The organism is Variovorax boronicumulans NBRC 103145 (assembly GCF_001591345.1).
In the GTDB taxonomy this organism is placed as follows: Bacteria; Pseudomonadota; Gammaproteobacteria; order Burkholderiales; family Burkholderiaceae_C; genus Variovorax; species Variovorax boronicumulans.
Window position 1 is genome coordinate 1 of record NZ_BCUS01000021.1, and the last position, 16,108, is coordinate 16,108.

General features: G+C 68.3%; 17 protein-coding genes. 6 read left to right on the plus strand and 11 right to left on the minus strand.

Translation table 11 applies throughout. From position 1 onward, the window contains the following. A partial coding sequence (locus VBO01S_RS08640) for an ABC transporter permease (RefSeq protein ID WP_157627313.1) occupies positions 1 to 487 on the plus strand: 487 nt, incomplete at its 5' end. After that, the gene (locus tag VBO01S_RS08645; protein WP_062473071.1) at positions 487 to 1,629 is read left to right on the plus strand and encodes an ABC transporter permease; all 1,143 of its coding nucleotides are present in this window, start codon (positions 487 to 489) and stop codon (positions 1,627 to 1,629) included. The genes VBO01S_RS08640 and VBO01S_RS08645, both read left to right, overlap by 1 nt. Here VBO01S_RS08645 and VBO01S_RS08650 read toward each other — a convergent pair. Beyond that, the gene (locus tag VBO01S_RS08650; RefSeq protein WP_062473073.1) at positions 1,626 to 2,255 is read right to left on the minus strand and encodes a TetR/AcrR family transcriptional regulator; all 630 of its coding nucleotides are present in this window, start codon (positions 2,253 to 2,255) and stop codon (positions 1,626 to 1,628) included. The genes VBO01S_RS08645 and VBO01S_RS08650 overlap by 4 nt on opposite strands. Before the next feature lie 118 nt (positions 2,256 to 2,373). Here VBO01S_RS08650 and VBO01S_RS08655 point away from each other — a divergent pair, with 118 nt between their 5' ends. Beyond that, a complete protein-coding gene (locus VBO01S_RS08655; RefSeq protein WP_062473075.1) occupies positions 2,374 to 3,210 on the plus strand; it encodes a metal-dependent hydrolase in 837 nt (278 codons plus the stop codon). 5 nt (positions 3,211 to 3,215) lie between these two features. Here VBO01S_RS08655 and VBO01S_RS08660 read toward each other — a convergent pair whose 3' ends face one another. The 8 genes from VBO01S_RS08660 to VBO01S_RS08695 all read right to left on the minus strand — a co-directional run bounded on the left by VBO01S_RS08660 (position 3,216) and on the right by VBO01S_RS08695 (position 10,746). Further along, positions 3,216 to 3,809, minus strand: coding sequence for a hypothetical protein (locus tag VBO01S_RS08660; RefSeq protein WP_062473077.1), 594 nt, complete (start codon positions 3,807 to 3,809; stop codon positions 3,216 to 3,218). Positions 3,810 to 4,035: 226 nt separating this feature from the next. Further along, positions 4,036 to 4,284 carry a hypothetical protein gene (locus VBO01S_RS08665; protein ID WP_056580179.1) on the minus strand — a complete coding sequence of 83 codons (249 nt, stop codon included), beginning with the start codon at positions 4,282 to 4,284 and terminating at the stop codon, positions 4,036 to 4,038. Beyond that, entirely contained in the window at positions 4,271 to 4,630 is a 360-nt protein-coding gene (locus VBO01S_RS08670) for a hypothetical protein (protein ID WP_370680636.1), read from the minus strand. Before VBO01S_RS08670 ends, VBO01S_RS08665 begins: the two co-directional genes overlap by 14 nt. Positions 4,631 to 4,656: 26 nt before the next feature. Further along, a complete protein-coding gene (locus VBO01S_RS08675; protein ID WP_062473081.1) occupies positions 4,657 to 5,568 on the minus strand; it encodes a DUF6999 family protein in 912 nt (303 codons plus the stop codon). Then, positions 5,552 to 7,471, minus strand: coding sequence for a StlD/DarB family beta-ketosynthase (locus tag VBO01S_RS08680; RefSeq protein WP_062473083.1), 1,920 nt, complete (start codon positions 7,469 to 7,471; stop codon positions 5,552 to 5,554). The genes VBO01S_RS08675 and VBO01S_RS08680 overlap by 17 nt, the downstream gene beginning before the upstream one ends. Positions 7,472 to 7,475: 4 nt before the next feature. After that, positions 7,476 to 8,417 carry a fatty acid desaturase family protein gene (locus tag VBO01S_RS08685; RefSeq protein ID WP_062473085.1) on the minus strand — a complete coding sequence of 314 codons (942 nt, stop codon included), beginning with the start codon at positions 8,415 to 8,417 and terminating at the stop codon, positions 7,476 to 7,478. Beyond that, the gene (locus VBO01S_RS08690; protein ID WP_062473087.1) at positions 8,398 to 9,171 is read right to left on the minus strand and encodes a sterol desaturase family protein; all 774 of its coding nucleotides are present in this window, start codon (positions 9,169 to 9,171) and stop codon (positions 8,398 to 8,400) included. The genes VBO01S_RS08685 and VBO01S_RS08690 overlap by 20 nt, the downstream gene beginning before the upstream one ends. 9 nt (positions 9,172 to 9,180) lie before the next feature. After that, positions 9,181 to 10,746: a phospholipase D family protein gene (locus VBO01S_RS08695; RefSeq protein WP_062473093.1), complete on the minus strand. Its 1,566-nt coding sequence runs from the start codon at positions 10,744 to 10,746 to the stop codon at positions 9,181 to 9,183. Positions 10,747 to 10,877: 131 nt separating this feature from the next. Between VBO01S_RS08695 and VBO01S_RS08700 the strand changes: the two genes are divergently transcribed. Both VBO01S_RS08700 and VBO01S_RS08705 read left to right on the plus strand, forming a co-directional pair. Then, positions 10,878 to 11,435, plus strand: a complete 558-nt coding sequence (locus VBO01S_RS08700) for a peroxiredoxin (RefSeq protein ID WP_062473095.1) — start codon at positions 10,878 to 10,880, stop codon at positions 11,433 to 11,435. A gap of 55 nt (positions 11,436 to 11,490) precedes the next feature. Next, the gene (locus tag VBO01S_RS08705) at positions 11,491 to 12,924 is read left to right on the plus strand and encodes an aldehyde dehydrogenase family protein (RefSeq protein ID WP_062473096.1); all 1,434 of its coding nucleotides are present in this window, start codon (positions 11,491 to 11,493) and stop codon (positions 12,922 to 12,924) included. 25 nt (positions 12,925 to 12,949) lie between these two features. On the opposite strand, the gene VBO01S_RS08710 is transcribed toward VBO01S_RS08705, so the two are convergent. Together VBO01S_RS08710 and VBO01S_RS08715 are read right to left on the minus strand one after the other, a co-directional pair. Further along, positions 12,950 to 13,873 carry a ZIP family metal transporter gene (locus VBO01S_RS08710; RefSeq protein WP_062473097.1) on the minus strand — a complete coding sequence of 308 codons (924 nt, stop codon included), beginning with the start codon at positions 13,871 to 13,873 and terminating at the stop codon, positions 12,950 to 12,952. A 19-nt stretch (positions 13,874 to 13,892) separates the two neighbouring features. After that, positions 13,893 to 14,531, minus strand: a complete 639-nt coding sequence (locus tag VBO01S_RS08715) for a superoxide dismutase (protein WP_062473098.1) — start codon at positions 14,529 to 14,531, stop codon at positions 13,893 to 13,895. Positions 14,532 to 14,782: 251 nt separating this feature from the next. On the opposite strand from VBO01S_RS08715, the gene VBO01S_RS08720 reads away from it, so the two are divergent. After that, positions 14,783 to 16,072 (plus strand): serine hydrolase domain-containing protein, encoded by a 1,290-nt coding sequence (locus tag VBO01S_RS08720; protein WP_062473099.1) that lies wholly within the window; start codon positions 14,783 to 14,785, stop codon positions 16,070 to 16,072. Positions 16,073 to 16,108 lie beyond the last annotated feature (36 nt).

Consider the following 16,108-nt stretch of genomic DNA (forward strand, 5'->3'; position numbering starts at 1 on the left):
GCTGGCCGCGCTGGCGGGCAAGCTGGCGCTGCCGTTCGCGAGCCTGTCGGCGGTGGGCCTGGCCGCCATGCTGTGGATCACGGCGGGCCGCGGCTGGCACCCGGTCGGCTCGGTGGGATGGACGCTGTTCGCGCTGATGGTGTTCCTTGCGCTGTCGATCGCGCTCGGCGCCTTCGTGGCCAGCCTCACGCGCTCGCTGCGCACCGCGCTGTCGGCCACCGGCTTCATCACCGCGCCGGCCTTCGCGTTCGGCGGCGTGGGCTTTCCGCTGGTCGCCATGCCGGTGCTCGCACAGCTGTGGGCCGGCCTGCTGCCGTACACGCACTACATCCGCGTGCAGATGGAGCAGCTGCAGATGGGCGCGCCCCTGGCCTACTCGGCCGCCACGCCGCTGTGGATGGTGGTGGGCACCGCGGTGCTGCTGGCCGTGTCAGCCACGCTGCTGGTGCGTGCGGCCGGTGCGCCCGAGACGTGGGGAGGCCGCTGATGAGCACGCGCATCCCAGGCTTCGCCGACGCCTGGCGCGACACCGCCCTCGGCGTGCTGCGCGACAAGGGCGTGCTGCTGATCATGCTGCTCGCGCCCATCATCTACGGCTTCTTCTACCCGTGGCCCTACGGCACGCAGGCCGTCACGCGGGTGCCGGTGGCGGTGGTCGACCAGGACCACAGCGGGCTGTCGCGGCAGATCGCGCGCTTCGCCATGGCCAGCCCGCGGCTCGATGTGCGCATGGTCACGTCCGACGTGCACGAGGCGCAGCAAGCGCTGTGGCGCGGCGAGATCGAGGGCTACGCGCTGCTGCCAAAGGACCTCAAGCGCAACGTGCTGCGCGGCACGCCGGCGGTGGTGAGCATCGAGGGCAACGGCGCCTACGCGCTGCTGAACAAGGCGGTGCTCTACGGTTTCTCGGAGGCGGTGGGCACGGTGTCGGCCGGCGTCGAGATCCGCAAGCTGCAGGCCGGCGGCCAAAGCGCGGTCCAGGCCGCGCGCAGCCGCAGCCCGCTCAACACGCAACTGGTGGCGCTGTTCAACCCGACCGAGGGTTACGGCAGCTACGTGGTGCCGGCGGTGGCGCTGCTGATCCTGCAGCAGACGCTGCTGATGGGCGCCGCGATGCTGGCCGGCACCTGGGCCGAGGCCGGCCGGCTGCGCGCCGGCATGGGCGCGTGGCTGGGGCGGCTGGGCGCGCTGTCGGGCTTCGGCGTGCTGAGCGGCCTGTTCTATTTCGGCTGGGTGTTCTTCCTGCAGGACTACCCGCGCGGCGGCAATCCGTTCGGGGCGCTGGTGCTTCTGCTGTTCTACGTGCCGGCGATCTGCATGCTCGGTCTGCTGCTGGGCTGCTGGTTCCGCGACCGCGAGCGTGCATTGCAGGTGCTGCTCTTCACTGCGCTGCCGATGGCGTTTCTCTCAGGATTCTCGTGGCCCGTCGAGGCCCTGCCCGCGCCGCTGCAGGCGCTGCGCTGGCTGTTCCCGAGCACGGCGGGCATCCAGGCCTCGCTGCGGCTCAACCAGATGGGGGCGCCGCTGCACGACGTGCTGCCGTATCTGACCGCGCTGGCGGCGATGGTGGTGGCGGGACTGCTCGTGCTGTGGGCTGCGGCCACGTCGCGCCACAACGAACGCGACTAGCGTCGGCTGTCCGCCGCGACGGCGCGCACCAGCCGCGTGGCGGGCGCCACCAGCTCGCGCAGATCGCCCACGCGGTCCTGCTCGATGGCCTGCAGCACCAGTTCGTTGATGCCGCCCACCACCGTCATCGCCATCTGGCTGCTCATGTGCGCCGCAGGCACCTCGCCTGAGTCGCTGCTGTTGATCGCCACCTGGATGAAGTTGGCGATCTCGCCGTTCACGCGCCGCCGCGCCGCCAGGCCGGGCAGCCCCAGCCCGAGGATCTCGACGAACAGCGTGCGCAGCAGCACCGGGTCTTGGGCGAGGTAGTCCATGTAGGCGGTCATCGCCTGCTCCACCTGCGTGTGCCAGGGCTGGGCCGGGTCGAAGGCCTCGCTCACGGCCTGCAGGCCGAGCCGGCTGGCCGTTTCGTACAGGGCGATCAGGCACTCGGTCTTGGTGCTGAAGTGCTCGTAGAACGTGCGCCGCGACACGGCGGCCTCGCGCACGATGTCGGCAATGGTGGTGTCGGCGTAGCCCTTGGCCGCCACGGCGTGCGCCATGCCCTGGAGCAGCCGCGCGTAGTGCTCGCTGGGCGCGCCTTCGGCGGCATCGGGCGTGGCGGTTTTGTCGATCGTGGCAGTCATGTGCGATTCATTTTCCTACGCCTTGGTACTTGACAGTACCAGCTCACAATTGCACCATGGCGGCACGCGGTACGGAGTTGTACCAACTTTTACCCACGAACTCAGGAATTGCCACCCCATGACCGAACTCGTTGTCCGCCGCCTGCTGATCGATCTGCAACCGCCCTTCTCGCACGACTGGTGCGGCGGCGATGCCTTCTCGACGGCTTTCTTCAACGCCTTGTCGATGAGCTTCCCCTTCGGCGAGCAGTTCTTCATCGACGCCGTGCGCGACGCCATGGCCACGCTGCCGCCCGAGGTGCAGGAACGCCACCGCGCCGACGTGCGCGGCTTCATCGGCCAGGAGGCGACGCACCGGCGCATCCATTCGCTGTTCAACGCGCACCTGGAGCAGCAAGGCCTGGTCGACCGCTGGACCGCGCGCGCCAGCCAGCGCATGGAACTGATGGACGGCGCCGATCCGCGCCACGCGCTGGCCGTGACGGCGGCCACCGAGCACTTCACTGCCATGTTCGCCGAGTGGCTGCTGGCCCGCCCCGAGATTCTTGACGGCGCCGAGCCCCGGCTGCGCACGATGTGGCTGTGGCACAGCGCGGAAGAGCTGGAGCACAAGAGCGTGGCCTTCGACATCTACAAGGCCGCGGGCGGCTCCGACGAATGGCGCACGCGCTGGTTCCGCCGCGTGACGGTGATGTTCCTCGGCGACCTGATGCGCCAGACGGTCGACAACCTGCGGCATGAAAAGCAATTGTGGAAGTGGGCCACCTGGAAGAGCGCCGCGCGCATCCTGTTGGGCCGCGGCGGCCTGCTGCGGGGCAATCTCGCGGGCTGGCGCCAGTACCTGCGCAGCGACTTCCACCCCGACCAGCAGGACAGCAGCCTCTCGGCGCGCTGGCTGGCCGACAACGGCGCGCAGTTCACGCCCGTGGGCGCGCCTGCGGCCACGTCGGCCTGAGTTCGTCAGTAGATGCTGGCGCGGTGCGGGCTCAGCGCGCCCGCCTGCGTTGGCTGCCCGTCGGCGCGCAGCGTGAGGTCGTGCAGCGTGTCGAAGTCCGACGGCGCATCGGGCACGCGCATCACCACTTCGAGTTCGTGCATGGAAGCCACCCAGCGGCCGGCCGGTGATTCGGCCGGTTCGTCGTTGGCGAACACGCCGTCGCGGATGTAGAGCGTTTCGCCTTCGGGGCGTTCGCTGTGCAGTTCGATCAGGCGTGCGATCGAGAAGTTGTAGGTCACGAGCTTTTCGCGCGTGCGGCGGTCCTTGCCGCCGCAGTTGAACGAGCCCTCGGCCGCGATCACGATGCAGGAGCCGTCCACCCCGCCGTCGATGGCGATCTCGTTGCCCGAGCGCCAGATGGCGTTGGGCAGGCGCACGCGCACCTTGTCGATCACGAGGTCGCGTTGCTTGTTGAGGGCTCCCAGCGGCGGCACCAGTGAGCGCAATTGGCGCAGGCGCTCGGCAAAGTTGTCGTCCATGAGGAATTCGACATGGTGCGCGGCGCTGCCGGACGAGCGCTTGACGACCTGCATGACGACGTAACGTGGCTTGTTCACAGCTCAGGCCCTCCACGCAGAGAAAAATCCACGCCCGCCGCGGGGCACCGATCGCCTTCTTGCTGGATTTGAGTGGTCATCGGCTACAAATTAGAACTTTAGATTAAATGCAATTACTTGCATCATTTGTGTCCAACTGTATATCGATTGCGACCGGGATGGAAGGCAATCGACGACATGCCGATGAGGCCATGTCGCCAACGCGACGCGGCGCCGTGCTAGGCGCTCAGCTCGACGATGCTTCGGCCTCGAGGGCCTCGTCCAGCGCCTTGCACGACGGCGCGCAGACGGTCTGCGACTTGCCCAGCACCTGGCGCGTGCGCAGCTGCGAACGCACGCGGTGCTTGCCGCACATGAAGCAGGACATCGTGGCCCCGCTGAACGACGCCGAGGCGCGGAACGGAGAGCCCGGCGCCTTCGATTTGTAGCGCAGCCCGTCCGCCACCACTGCCGTTTTCACTTCACCCTTGGCCATGCATCTTGTCCTTGTTCGATTCGTCACCGCGCATGGCGCGGGCAATGGCTTCCCTGGCTGCGCCTTCGGCGGCCAGGGAAACGTCCAGCGCCGAGCGGCAAAGGCCGGCGTGCTGGTAATTCATATTTTCGTAGACCTCGGAGGCGGCCGGATAGGCATCGAGCAACTGGCCCAGTTCGGCACCGGGCTCGACGTCTTCGAATTCATGCACCAGGTGCTCGACCACCGAGCGGTACTGCTCGGCACCAACCGGCACGGCGCTGTGCTCAAGCCTCTCCAGCAGTTGAGCCAGCACGTGGGTCACTGCCAGATCGGTCTTGGGAGACGGATTTCGGGTCGTGTTCATGGTTTGCATGTGGGGACAGCATACCCCTATGCAAGGGGCGGGTCGCGCGGAAGTGTCTCTGCCGACATGGCTTCCTGCGCCGCGCGCATGCGTTGGAGCAGGCTGTGGAGCATTTCGGTCGACAGGCCGTGGATCACCAGCCGGTGCCCGGCCCGCAAGGTCGACAGCGGCACCAGCGGATGCTTGTTGTTGACCAGGATCAGGTGCTCCGGCGCGTTCAGGATCGTCGCCGCGTAGATGCCGATGGTTTCGTCCAGTTGCAAGGAGTTGGCGGCGCGCCAGAAATCGTTGTCGGTCAGCATCAGCTGGTACAACGGCGTGAACAGCTCGATGGCGCTTTGCAGGTCGAGAAAATTCAGCTTGCCCTGGGGCATGTCTTCCAGCCGCAACGCCGGCGGCTGGATCATCGAGAAATCGACCTGCTCGGCCTTGCACAGCGCCAGCCCCTTGTCGCGCAGCGCCGTGTTCAGCCGGATCACGAAGTTGAACAGGTTCAGGTCGTGCTTGAGGAACATCTCGTCCTTCAGCGCGTCGATGTCGGCCGGTTCCAGCGGCGACGTGCCCACGGGCGCGGGCGAGTTGCGCCCGATGAAGGCCAGCACCTGCGAGCCCAGGTGAAAGTGCCGCAGGATCAGCCAGTTCGCCTCGGGCGACACGAAGCGCTTGAGCCCCCACGCCAGGAAGCGGTGCAGCAGCACCGAATGCGACCAGTTGCGCGGCACGAACACCTTCACGATCTGGATCAGGATGATCGTCAGCCGCGCGATCGGCCGCAGGAACGGCAGCAGGTACTGGCGCGAGGCCGAGCTCGAATCGGCCAGCCACGCCGCCTTCACGTCGTCGGGCAGCGGCGTGCTCTGGTCGAGGTACAGCGCCAGCCAGGGGCTGGGGTCGCGCTCGTCGTGGGCCTGCTTCAGGAACTCAGGTGTTCGATCCATGGGGCATTCGTTCGGTGATGTGCTGGAACTGCATCAGGTACAACGCCGCCGTGTGACGCGCGGTGTCGGCAATCTGTCGAGCGGCGCGGGCCTGCCCTTCCACGGCCATCACCATCTCGACCGCGGCGAGCCAGCGATTCAGGTGGTGCTCGTCGTTGTGGCCGTGGTACTCGAGGAAACGGAAGGCGTCGGGCGGCAGCTTCAGGCTGGCCTTGAGCAGCGGCAGCAGCGCCGGCACGATGCGCTGGCCCGTGCCTTCGATGATGTAGATCGCGCCCAAAAGGCCGATCGGGTCGCGCGTGGCGGCCAGGCCGTGCAGGTAGGCGTTGAGCGCCTCGCCGCCGGGGTTGCGGCGCAGTTCGTCGATCGATTCGACCGTGCCGCCGGCCTTGCGGTAGTCGCTGAAGAGGATGTTGAAGTCGTTCTGCTCCTCGCCCGCGTGCACGTCGATCAGCGACGACAGCATGCGGTACGGCTCGCTCAGCGAGGCGGCGCCTTCGCGCATCCACAGGCTGCCTTCGCGCACCTGCGGCACCCACTGCTCCATCCAGTTCAGGTAGTCGGGCACGGCGAAACGGCGCTCACGGATCTGGCGGATCAGCGGCGTGCGCCACACGCGCGAACGGTAGTCGTGCCAGATCGCGGCCAGCTCGGTCAGCAAGGCGCCCAGGCCCTCGGGCGCGGCGGCCGGGTCGTGCGGGGGCGCAATGACGAGGTCGTCGTCGGGCGCCACCGTCGCCGCGCGGGGCGCGATCACGACAGGCGCCGCATCGACGGCCTCGACCTCGAGCAGCATGTACGCCGCCATGAAGCGCCCCGACTCCGGCACGTAGCAGAAGATCTGCTCGCCCGGCTTCAACGCCTTGGTGTGCAGGAACTCGGCGAGCATCACGAGGATCGATGCCGCGCCGGTGTTGCCGCGCCAGGCCAGGTTGCTCCACCAGCGCTCGCGCGGAATCGCCAGGTCGGCCTTGGCCATCAGGTCTTCGACCACCGGGATGAATTTTTCCGACGAGTAGTGGCAGAGGAAATGGTCGACCCGCTTCGGATCGACCCAGCCGTCGCGCACCAGGCCGGCGTACTCGTGGATGCCGATGTCGAACAGGTGCGGCAAGAGGCGGATATCCTGGCGCAGCGACAGCGCGCCGGCCGCCTCGGCCTCGGCCCATGAACCGAAATCAAGGTGGCCGCGCGCGCGATCCTCAGTGAGGCCGAGCTGCATGCACACCGGGTAGTCGCCCGAGAAGGCGCGCTGGTGCACCCACTTCAGCTTCAGGCGCAACCCCGGCTTGCCGGCCAGCGCGGGCGTGCCGTCGGACAGCAGCAGCGCGCCCGCGCCATCGGACAGCATCCAGCGCAGGAAGTGCGAGTCGAAGTCGGTCTCGTAGCCGCGCGCGGCAAAGCGTGAGCGCTTGAACAGGCGCGACGGCATTTCGCTCGCCACCGCCAGCGCCGAACGGTGCGCGCCCAGCTCGATGCCCTGCGCCGCCGTCTGGATCGCCGACACGCCGGCCGCGCAGATGCCGTGCACCGAATGCGTTTCCATCGGCTGCGCCGCCAGCTCGCCCTGGATCATGTTGGCGAAGCCGGGCATCAACGTGTCGCCGCCCGAGGAGCCGCTGGCCAGCAGCGACACGCGCGACAACTCCGCGCCGCCACGCTGCAGGCAGTCGCGGATCGCGCCGGCCGCCAGCTGCGCGTTGGTGTGGCGCGTCACGCCTTCTTCGTCGATCGCGTAGTGTCGCGTGAGGATGCCGTTCTCGGCCAGGATGCGGCGCTTGATGCGCTCCGACATGCGGTTGAGCGGCGCGATGTACGCGTCCATGCGGTCGTTGGGAACAGGCTCGCCGGGCATGAAATAGCCGGCGCTTTCGAGGTACACGCGTTGGAATGAAACGGGCATGGGTTCAGGCAATAGGTGAATCGGGAGGCATCAGCGAGCGGCTGCGAAAACGCGGCCACACGGTCCCCAGCACGAAGACGCGCACCATGTACGGCACCAGCCCGCCCTCGTTGAGCGCGGGCGCGACCTGCGCGCGGTAGCGCGTGTGGTGCAGGTGCGTGAGCTCGGACCAATGGGCATGCGGGTTCTCGTGGTGTGCGGTGTGCAGGCCGATGTTGAACAGCAAGGGGTTCACCAACCCCTCGAAATTGCGTGCGTAGTTCAACTGGCTACCGCGGGTATCGCCGGGTGCCTCCTTGCGCGACGTCTTGCGGCCGTCGGCGTGCGCGTGCTGCAGGTAGTTGGTGGCCAGCAGCCAGTGCAGGCCGTGCAGCTGCGGCACGATCACGAAGAGCAACGCCTTGCGCCAGTCGATCGCCAGCAGGACGGTCCAGCTGACCAGCCACAGCGCGTACTGCGCCATGCAGTAGCGCCAGGCACCGCGGTGATGCTGGTGCAGCCGCGCGAGCCAGCCGAAAAACAGCGGCATCAGCACCCACACCGCCTGGAACGGGTGCAGCAGGTAGCCCCACAGGTGGTTGGTGTCGCCGCCGAAGCGGTAGGTGCGCGCCACGTCCTTCGGTCCATGACGATGGCGATGGTGGTTGGCCACATGCGCGGGCCAGAAGACGAAGGTCGGGTGGCCTTGCAGCAGCGTGATCCAGAAGTCGGTGAACCGGTTCATGCGCCGACCGCGCCACATGCGCAGGTGCACGTGGTTGTGGTGGATCACGCCGATGCCGAGCGTGAGGAACAGCATCAGCGCATACAGCACCACCTGGAAGCCGTGCACCCACTGCCACGCGGCCAGCGCGGGCAAGGCGACGAGGTACGCGAGGCTTTGCCAGTCGCGCCAGTGGCGCAGCCGCGGCAGCCGATGGCGCCCGTCAGGCCGTCGTGGCGCCATGCTTCTTTCGAAACGCCTGGAACAGCGGCTCGGCCGCGTCGGCCGCGATGCGCGTGCGGAACAGCCGGTCCATGAAGGTGAACTGGAAGCCGTAGTTGCCGTTGTGCACGGCATGGTGCAGGTGGTGACGGCGGCTCGCGGCGAACCAGTGGCTGTACGACACGCCGGGCACGAAGTCGTAGTTCGAATGCCCGACGCAGTTGAAGAACAGGCTGAAGACCGGCACCGACGCCAGCGACCAGAAGCTGAAGTCGTGCAGCACCATCGGCAGCAGGATCACGTTGCCGAGCATCAGCGCCTCGATCGGGTGAAAGCTGTAGGTGGCCCACGGCGTGGTCACGAACGAGCGGTGGTGCGGCCCGTGGAAACGGCGCAGCCAGCGCGTGTGCAGCAGCCGGTGGTTGAGCCAGAAATGCACGTCGTTCCACACCGCGAGCACGAGGATCTCGATGCCGATGCGGCGCCAGCCCGCGTCGGGCTCGAGTCGCGCCCAGCCCAGCTGCAGCAGCCCCCACGGGAACACCATGCCCAGCCCGAAGATCAGCACCGAGATGCCCGACTGCGTGAGCTCGCGTCGCAGCTGGCCGGGCTGCAGCGGCCGAGGGTCGAGCGCGCGTCCGATGCCCAGCGCCGGCAGCACCCGCTTCGTGAGCAGCCAGGTGAGCGTGCCGAAACCCAGGTAGATGCCGCCGAAGAACAGCAGGCCCCACAGCATGACCTGCGGGGCCGAAAGAGAAGTGAAGGTCTGCGCCATCCCCCGAGGCTACAACAGCATCTCGGGCACCAGCGGGGAGATCAGGGTGTTGTACAGGCGCTGGAAGAAACCCGACTCGGGTTCCGAGGTGAGGATCACCTCTTTCTCGCCATCGTTCGTGAGCCATTCGAGCGTGCCGCCCTCCTTCGACAGGCGCAGCCGGTACGAGTTCTGCAGCTTGCTCACATGGATGATGCGCAGCATCTCGCGCGCCAGCTGCGGGTTGTCGACCACCACGCCCATCTCGGTGTTCTGGCTGGCCGAGCGCGGATCGAGGTTCATCGAGCCGATGAAGATGCGCGTCTTGTCGATGGCGGCGGTCTTGGCGTGCAGCCGGCCCAGCGAGTTGCCGAAGCTGCCGAAACGCATGCTCGCGGTGGTGCGCTGCGGGCTCAGCTCGTACAGGTCGGCGCCGCCTTTCAGCAGGCGCTCGCGGTAGCGCGCATAGCCGGTGTGCACCAGCGGCTCGTCGTTGGCGGCCAGCGAGTTGGTCAGCAGCGTGAGCTTGACCTTGCGCTTGGCCAGGTCCTCGAAGGCGGCCATGCCGCGCTCGCCGGGCACGAGGTAGGGCGAGGTCAGGTCGACCTCGGTCTTGGCGTCGAGCAGCAGCGCCCAGACCTTCATCGTCACGCTGGTGGCAATGGCGTCCTCGGCCGTCAGCGTCGTGGGCTTGGAGGGCGGGTCGGCGATGGCGCGGGCCTCGCCCCACAGCAGGCCCATGCGGCCACCGTCGAGCTCTTCGGCGATGGGGCCGTAGCCGAGGATGTCCGAGGGCGGCAGCACGACCTTCGGCGGCGGGCCCGACATGCCGATCTCGGCATCGAAGGTGGCGGCGCCGGCCTCTTTGCGCACGATCTCGGCAATGGGCCAGATCTGGTCGCTGTTCCAGTAGGCGTCGAAGATGGACTCGAGCTGCGGCACCACCTTGCCGACCACCAGCGCGTCCATGTCGATAAAGTTCTGCGCTTCGCTCAGCACGAAATACTCGTCGGCGATGTTGCGCCCGCCCACCACCGCCATCGCGCCGTCGGCAATGAAGAGCTTGTTGTGCATGCGGTGGTTGAGCCGATGGATGTCGAAGATCGACACCACGAAACGCGACAGGAACCCGTCGCGCGCGCAGCAGAACGGGTTGAACAGGCGCACCGACACATTGGGCGTCTCGGACAGCGCCAGCAACAGCTGCTGGCTCTTCACCGTGTACAGATCGTCCACCAGCACCCGCACCTTCACGCCGCGCGCCGCCGCCTCGCGCAGCGTGCGCAGCAGCAGCCGGCCGGTGGCGTCGTTCTCGAGCTGGTAGTACTGCACCACCAGCGAGCGCTCGGCGCGCTGCGCGAGCTGCAGGCGTGCGTCGAGCGAGTACACGCCCAGCGGCATCAGCCGGAAGCCCGAATGCTCGCCGGGCGGCGTGGAGGCCGCGACGATCTTCGCGAGCGCGGTGCCCGGGTCGGCGGCGGCGGCGTGTTCGGCCGGGCGTTCGCGCGCCGGCGGCAGCGAGCCGCACGCGCCGAGCAATGCCAGCAGCACGCCGGCCAGCGCCGTGCGCAGAAGAGATCGGGCCCAGGCGTTCATGGTCGGGTTCCTCTTGTCGTTGTGGGTGCCACTGCCCTGATGTACGCCGGTCCTCCCGCGGCGGTTTCAACGGGGCCCATTTCGCGAAGCGTCGTCCTAGAATTCGGTTCACTTCGCTTCGGAGTTACATCATGGCCCGATCGCTCCTTTTGCGCACCGCTTTGTGGGCCGCGGCCCTCGCCACCGGGGTACCCCATGCCCACGCCGCACTCGACATCGGCGATCCGGTGCCCAAGTTCACGGCCACGGCCGCGCTCGGCGGCAAGACCTTCCGCTACTCGCTGGCCGAGGCGCTGGCCAAGGGGCCGGTGGTGCTGTACTTCTTTCCGGCGGCCGACTCCAACGACTGTTCCATCGAGGCCCACGCCTTCGCCGAGGCGGTCGACCAGTTCGCCGCACTCGGCGCCTCGGTGATCGGCGTGTCGGCCGACGACATCGACACGCTCTCCAAGTTCTCGGTCAAGTCGTGCCAGAGCCGCTTTCCGGTGGCCTCCGACCAGGGCAAGACCGTGATCCAGGGCTTCGACGCGCTGATGCAAACCCGGCCCGACTTCGCCAACCGCCTGTCGTACGTGATCGCGACCGACGGCAAGGTCGCCTACTACTACCAGAACCTCAACCCCGACAAGCACGTCGAGCGCATGCTGAACGCCGTGCGCGCGCTGCCCAAAGCCACCGCGGCGAAGTAAGGCGGGCCGGCCGGGGCGCCACGCGCGGGGCGGGCTTCGCGCAAAATCTCGCCCCATGCAGCTCAACTACATCGCCAACGCGGACGTTCCCTCCGCCTCCGGCCGCACCCTCCCCGTCATCGACCCGTCGGACGGCCAGCCCTTCGACGAGATCCAGCGCAGCAACGCTGCCGACATCGACGCCGCCGTGCGCGCCGCGCGCGACTGCTTCGAGGGCGTGTGGCACAAGGTCAGCGCCGCCGACCGCGGCCGCCTGCTCTTCAAGCTTTCGCAGAAGATCGCCGAGCACGTCGACGAGCTCGCGCTCATCGAGCAGCGCGACTGCGGCAAGCCCGTGAAGCAGGCCCGCGCCGACGCGGTGGCGCTGGTGCGCTACTTCGAGTTCTATGCCGGCGCCTGCGACAAGCTGCACGGCGAGACCATTCCCTACCAGGACGGCTACAGCGTCTTCACCTGGCGCGAGCCGCACGGCGTCACGGGCCACATCATTCCGTGGAACTACCCGATGCAGATCTTCGGGCGCAGCGTGGGCGGCGCCCTGGCGGCGGGCAACGTGTGCGTGGTGAAGCCGGCCGAAGACGCCTGCCTGTCGCTGATCCGCGTGGCGCAACTGGCGGCCGAGGTCGGCTTTCCGGCCGGTGCGCTCAACATCGTGACGGGCTACGGCCATGAAGTGGGCGACGCGCTCGCGCGGCACGAAGGCATCGACCACATCAGCTTCACGGGCAGCCCGAAGATCGGCACGCTGATCCAGCAGGTGGCGGCCGAACGGCACTGCCCGGTCACGCTCGAACTGGGCGGCAAGAGCCCGCAGATCGTGTTCGCCGACGCCGATCTGGACGCGGTGATTCCCGTGGTGATCAACGCCATCGTGCAGAACGCCGGCCAGACCTGCTCGGCGGGTTCGCGGGTGCTGATCCAGCGCGACATCTACGAGCCCCTGCTCGAACGCCTGGGCCATGCCTTCGAAGCCCTGCGCGTGGGCCCCGCGGCGATGGACCTCGACGTCGGCCCGCTGATCCGCCAGACGCAGCAGCAGCGCGTGTGGGACTTCTTGAGCGACGCGCAGCACGCCGGCATCCCGATGGTGGCGCAGGGCGTGGTGGTCGAGGAAGCGCCCGAGACCGGCTTCTACCAGGCGCCGACCCTGCTGCGCGATGTGCCCGTGGGCCACCGGCTGGCGCAGGAGGAAGTGTTCGGCCCCGTGCTCGCCGCGATGCAGTTCGCCGACGAGGACGAAGCCGTGGCCCTGGCCAACGCCACCCAGTTCGGCCTCGTGGCCGGCGTCTGGACGGCCGACGGCGCGCGCCAGTTCCGCATGGCCCGGCGTGTGAAGAGCGGCCAGGTGTTCATCAACAACTACGGCGCGGGCGGCGGCGTCGAACTGCCGTTCGGCGGCGTGAAGTCGTCGGGCTACGGGCGCGAAAAGGGCTTCGAGGCGCTGTACGGCTTCACGACGCTGAAAACCATCGCCGTCAAGCACGGCTGAGGCTGACCGACGCCGCGCCCGGGCGTCAGCCTAGCGCGGTGTCCAGCAACATCATGAGCACGAAGCCGATCATCAGCCCGCTGGTCGCATAGGCCTCGTGCCCCTTGCGGTGCGATTCGGGAATGATCTCGTGGCTGATCACGAACAGCATCGCACCCGCTGCGAAGCCCAGCCCCCAGGGCAGCAGCATCGCCGAATGCCCCACCACCGCCGCGCCGAGCACGGCGCCCAGCGGCTCCACCAGCCCCGAGGCCATGCCGATCAGCACCGCGAACAGGCGGCTGTAGCCCGCCGCCAGCAGCGCCACGGCCACCACCAGACCTTCGGGCACGTCCTGGATCGCGATGCCGGTGGCCAACGCATCGGCGCGCACGCCGTTGTTGGCCGCGTAGCCGACGCCGATGGCCAGGCCCTCGGGCACGTTGTGCAGTGCGATCGCGAACACGAAGAGCCAGGTGCGGCGCAGCTGCCGCCCGCTCTGCCCTTCGCGGCCCTTGATGAAGTGCTCGTGCGGCAGCACGCGGTCCATGGTCATCAGCACCAGGCCGCCCAGCAGGATGGCCGTGCCGATCACGCCGCCGGCGGCCCAGTCGCCGCCGCCGAAAACGCCCGTCGACTTGGCGGCGTCCAGCCCGGGAATGATCAGCGAGAAGGCGCAGGCCGCGAGCATCACGCCGGCACCGAAGCCGAACAGCGTGTCCTGCAGCTTGTCGGGCAGCTTCTGCGAGAACAGCACCGGCAGCGTGCCCAGCGCGGTCGCCAGCGCCGCCACCGAGCCGCCGCGCAGCGCGTTCCACACCAGCGGGTCGGCGCGCACGAAGGACCAGAACTGCGACCCCAGCGCCAGCGCGCCGGCCGCGACGATGGCAAAGCCGATCCATTCGCGCAACGGGCGCGGCGACCTCGGCGGCGGCGCTGTGGCCACCGTGCCCTGCGGCGTGTCGTTCATGGGCGGGCTCCTCTTCGGCTCATCGGCCGCCGGTCGCGGCGGCATGGCGGCGGGCCACCTCGGCCCAGTTCACCACGTTGTAGAAGGCCGCGATGTACTCGGGGCGGCGGTTCTGGTACCTCAGGTAGTAGGCGTGCTCCCACACGTCCAGGCCCAGGATCGGGGTCTTGCCCGAGCCGATGCCACGCATCAGCGGGCTGTCCTGGTTGCCGCTGCTTTCCACGGCGAGCTTGCCGTCGGCACCGACGACCAGCCAGGCCCAGCCGCTGCCGAAGCGCGTGAGCGCGGCCTTGGTGAAGGCGTCCTTGAAGGCGTCGAAGCCGCCCAGGTCGGCGTCGATGGCCTTTGCGAGCGCGCCCGACGGCGCCCCGCCACCGCCCTGGTCCACGGGGGCCATCACGGTCCAGAACAGGCTGTGGTTGGCGTGGCCGCCGCCGTTGTTGCGCACGGGTGCGCGCAGCGCCTCGGGCAGTTCCTCGACACCGGCGATGAGGGCTTCGACCGGCGTGTCCGCAAGCGGCGTGTCTTTCAACGCCGCATTCAGGTTGTTCACGTAGGTCTGGTGGTGCTTGCCGTGGTGGATTTCCATCGTCTGCGCGTCGATGTGGGGTTCGAGCGCGTCGAAGGCATAGGGCAAGGCTGGCAGGGTGTACGGCACGGTTCGGAAGCTCCTTGTTGGAAGAGAGCCCTTTGCGTGGTGCTTGTGCTGCGTACTCAGGCGTTCAAATGATAGTAATTCTCATTGTCTGCGTCAAGATATCGGCACCATAGATGCCGCCAATCAGCCAGCTCGTCGCGTGCCGCCCTGCGGCCCATCCACCGATACACTGCCCCGCGACCGGTTCGAACGGACGGCGTCAAGACCGTCCTGCCGGTTCCATCCATCCACCACCGACGGAGACAACACGCATGACCTTCCTGAAGCGCCGCGCCCTGGTGCGCACGGCCTTGCTCGGCCTGAGCCTCGCCCTGCCGCTGCTCGCCACCGCCCAGTCGCTGCCCACCGCCCGGCCCGAGTCGGTGGGCCTCTCGAGCGAACGCCTGCAGAAGCTCACCGACGTGCTCAAGGCCGACGTGGCCGCCGGCAAGATCCCCGGCGCGGTGCTGCTGGTCGCGCGCCAGGGCAAGGTCGCGTGGTTCGAACCCGTCGGCAAGCTCGACGCGGCAGCCGGCACGCCGATGCCGCGTGACGGCATCTTCCGCATCTACTCGATGAGCAAGCCCATCACCACGGTCGCCGCGATGATGCTGGTGGAAGACGGTCGCATGAAGCTGGACGACCCGGTCGCGATGTACCTGCCCGAGTACGCCCGCATGACGGTGGGCATCGAGAAGCCCGGCGCCGACGGCAAGCCGGTGCTCGAGACCGTGCCCGCGCGCCGCCCGATCACCGTGCAGGACCTCATGCGCCACACCTCGGGCCTGACCTACGGTTTCTTCGGCCCGGGGCTGGTGAAACAGGCCTACAACACCGCCAACCTCGCGGACGGCGACCCGACCAGCGCCGAGTTCTCGCAGCGCCTGGCCAAGCTGCCGCTGGCCTACCAGCCCGGCACGACCTGGGACTACAGCTACTCCACCGACATCCTGGGCCGCGTGGTCGAGGTGGTGTCGGGCCAGTCGCTGTACCAGTTCGAAAAGACGCGCCTGTTCGACCCGCTGGGCATGAAGGACACCACGTACTACGTGCCCGAGCCGGCGCGCCAGCCGCGCATCGCCGAGCCGCTGCCGAGTGACCGCAGCTTCGGCGTGGGCGCCGACCTGAACGACCCGCGCATCGTGCGCAAGTTCGAATCGGGCGGCGGCGGGCTGGTGTCGACCGCATCCGACTACGCGCGCTTTCTGCAGATGCTGCTCAACGGCGGCACGCTCGACGGCACGCGCTACCTCGGCCCGCGCACGCTGGCGCTGATGACGACCGACCATTCGAACGCCGGCGCCGGCATCGTGCCCGGGCCGCTGTACCTGCCGGGCCCGGGCTACGGCTTCGGCCTGGGCTTCGCGGTGCGCCGCAACGACGGCGAGGCGCCCTACCCGTCCGGCGGCGGCGAGTACAACTGGGGCGGCGCGGGCGGCACCTACATGTGGGTCGATCCGAAGAACGAGCTGTTCGTGGTGCTGATGCTGCAGTCGCCCAAGTACCGCACCCACTACCGAAGCCTCGCGCGCAACATGGTCTATGCGGCAGTGCTGAAGTAGCCCGCATGGCGCGCGGTCGCGGGCCATGGCGCAAAA

Excerpts from the sequence above, each read along its gene's own strand:
- VBO01S_RS08675 (WP_062473081.1), bottom strand. The coding sequence starts at position 5,568 with ATGGATCGAACACCTGAGTTCCTGAAGCAGGCCCACGACGAGCGCGAC.
- VBO01S_RS08665 (WP_056580179.1), bottom strand. The coding sequence starts at position 4,284 with ATGGCCAAGGGTGAAGTGAAAACGGCAGTGGTGGCGGACGGGCTGCGC.
- VBO01S_RS08710 (WP_062473097.1), bottom strand. The coding sequence starts at position 13,873 with ATGAACGACACGCCGCAGGGCACGGTGGCCACAGCGCCGCCGCCGAGG.
- VBO01S_RS08700 (WP_062473095.1), top strand. The coding sequence starts at position 10,878 with ATGGCCCGATCGCTCCTTTTGCGCACCGCTTTGTGGGCCGCGGCCCTC.
- VBO01S_RS08695 (WP_062473093.1), bottom strand. The coding sequence starts at position 10,746 with ATGAACGCCTGGGCCCGATCTCTTCTGCGCACGGCGCTGGCCGGCGTG.
- VBO01S_RS08670 (WP_370680636.1), bottom strand. The coding sequence starts at position 4,630 with ATGAACACGACCCGAAATCCGTCTCCCAAGACCGATCTGGCAGTGACC.
- VBO01S_RS08720 (WP_062473099.1), top strand. The coding sequence starts at position 14,783 with ATGACCTTCCTGAAGCGCCGCGCCCTGGTGCGCACGGCCTTGCTCGGC.
- VBO01S_RS08655 (WP_062473075.1), top strand. The coding sequence starts at position 2,374 with ATGACCGAACTCGTTGTCCGCCGCCTGCTGATCGATCTGCAACCGCCC.
- VBO01S_RS08690 (WP_062473087.1), bottom strand. The coding sequence starts at position 9,171 with ATGGCGCAGACCTTCACTTCTCTTTCGGCCCCGCAGGTCATGCTGTGG.
- VBO01S_RS08705 (WP_062473096.1), top strand. The coding sequence starts at position 11,491 with ATGCAGCTCAACTACATCGCCAACGCGGACGTTCCCTCCGCCTCCGGC.
- VBO01S_RS08680 (WP_062473083.1), bottom strand. The coding sequence starts at position 7,471 with ATGCCCGTTTCATTCCAACGCGTGTACCTCGAAAGCGCCGGCTATTTC.
- VBO01S_RS08650 (WP_062473073.1), bottom strand. The coding sequence starts at position 2,255 with ATGACTGCCACGATCGACAAAACCGCCACGCCCGATGCCGCCGAAGGC.
- VBO01S_RS08645 (WP_062473071.1), top strand. The coding sequence starts at position 487 with ATGAGCACGCGCATCCCAGGCTTCGCCGACGCCTGGCGCGACACCGCC.
- VBO01S_RS08685 (WP_062473085.1), bottom strand. The coding sequence starts at position 8,417 with ATGGCGCCACGACGGCCTGACGGGCGCCATCGGCTGCCGCGGCTGCGC.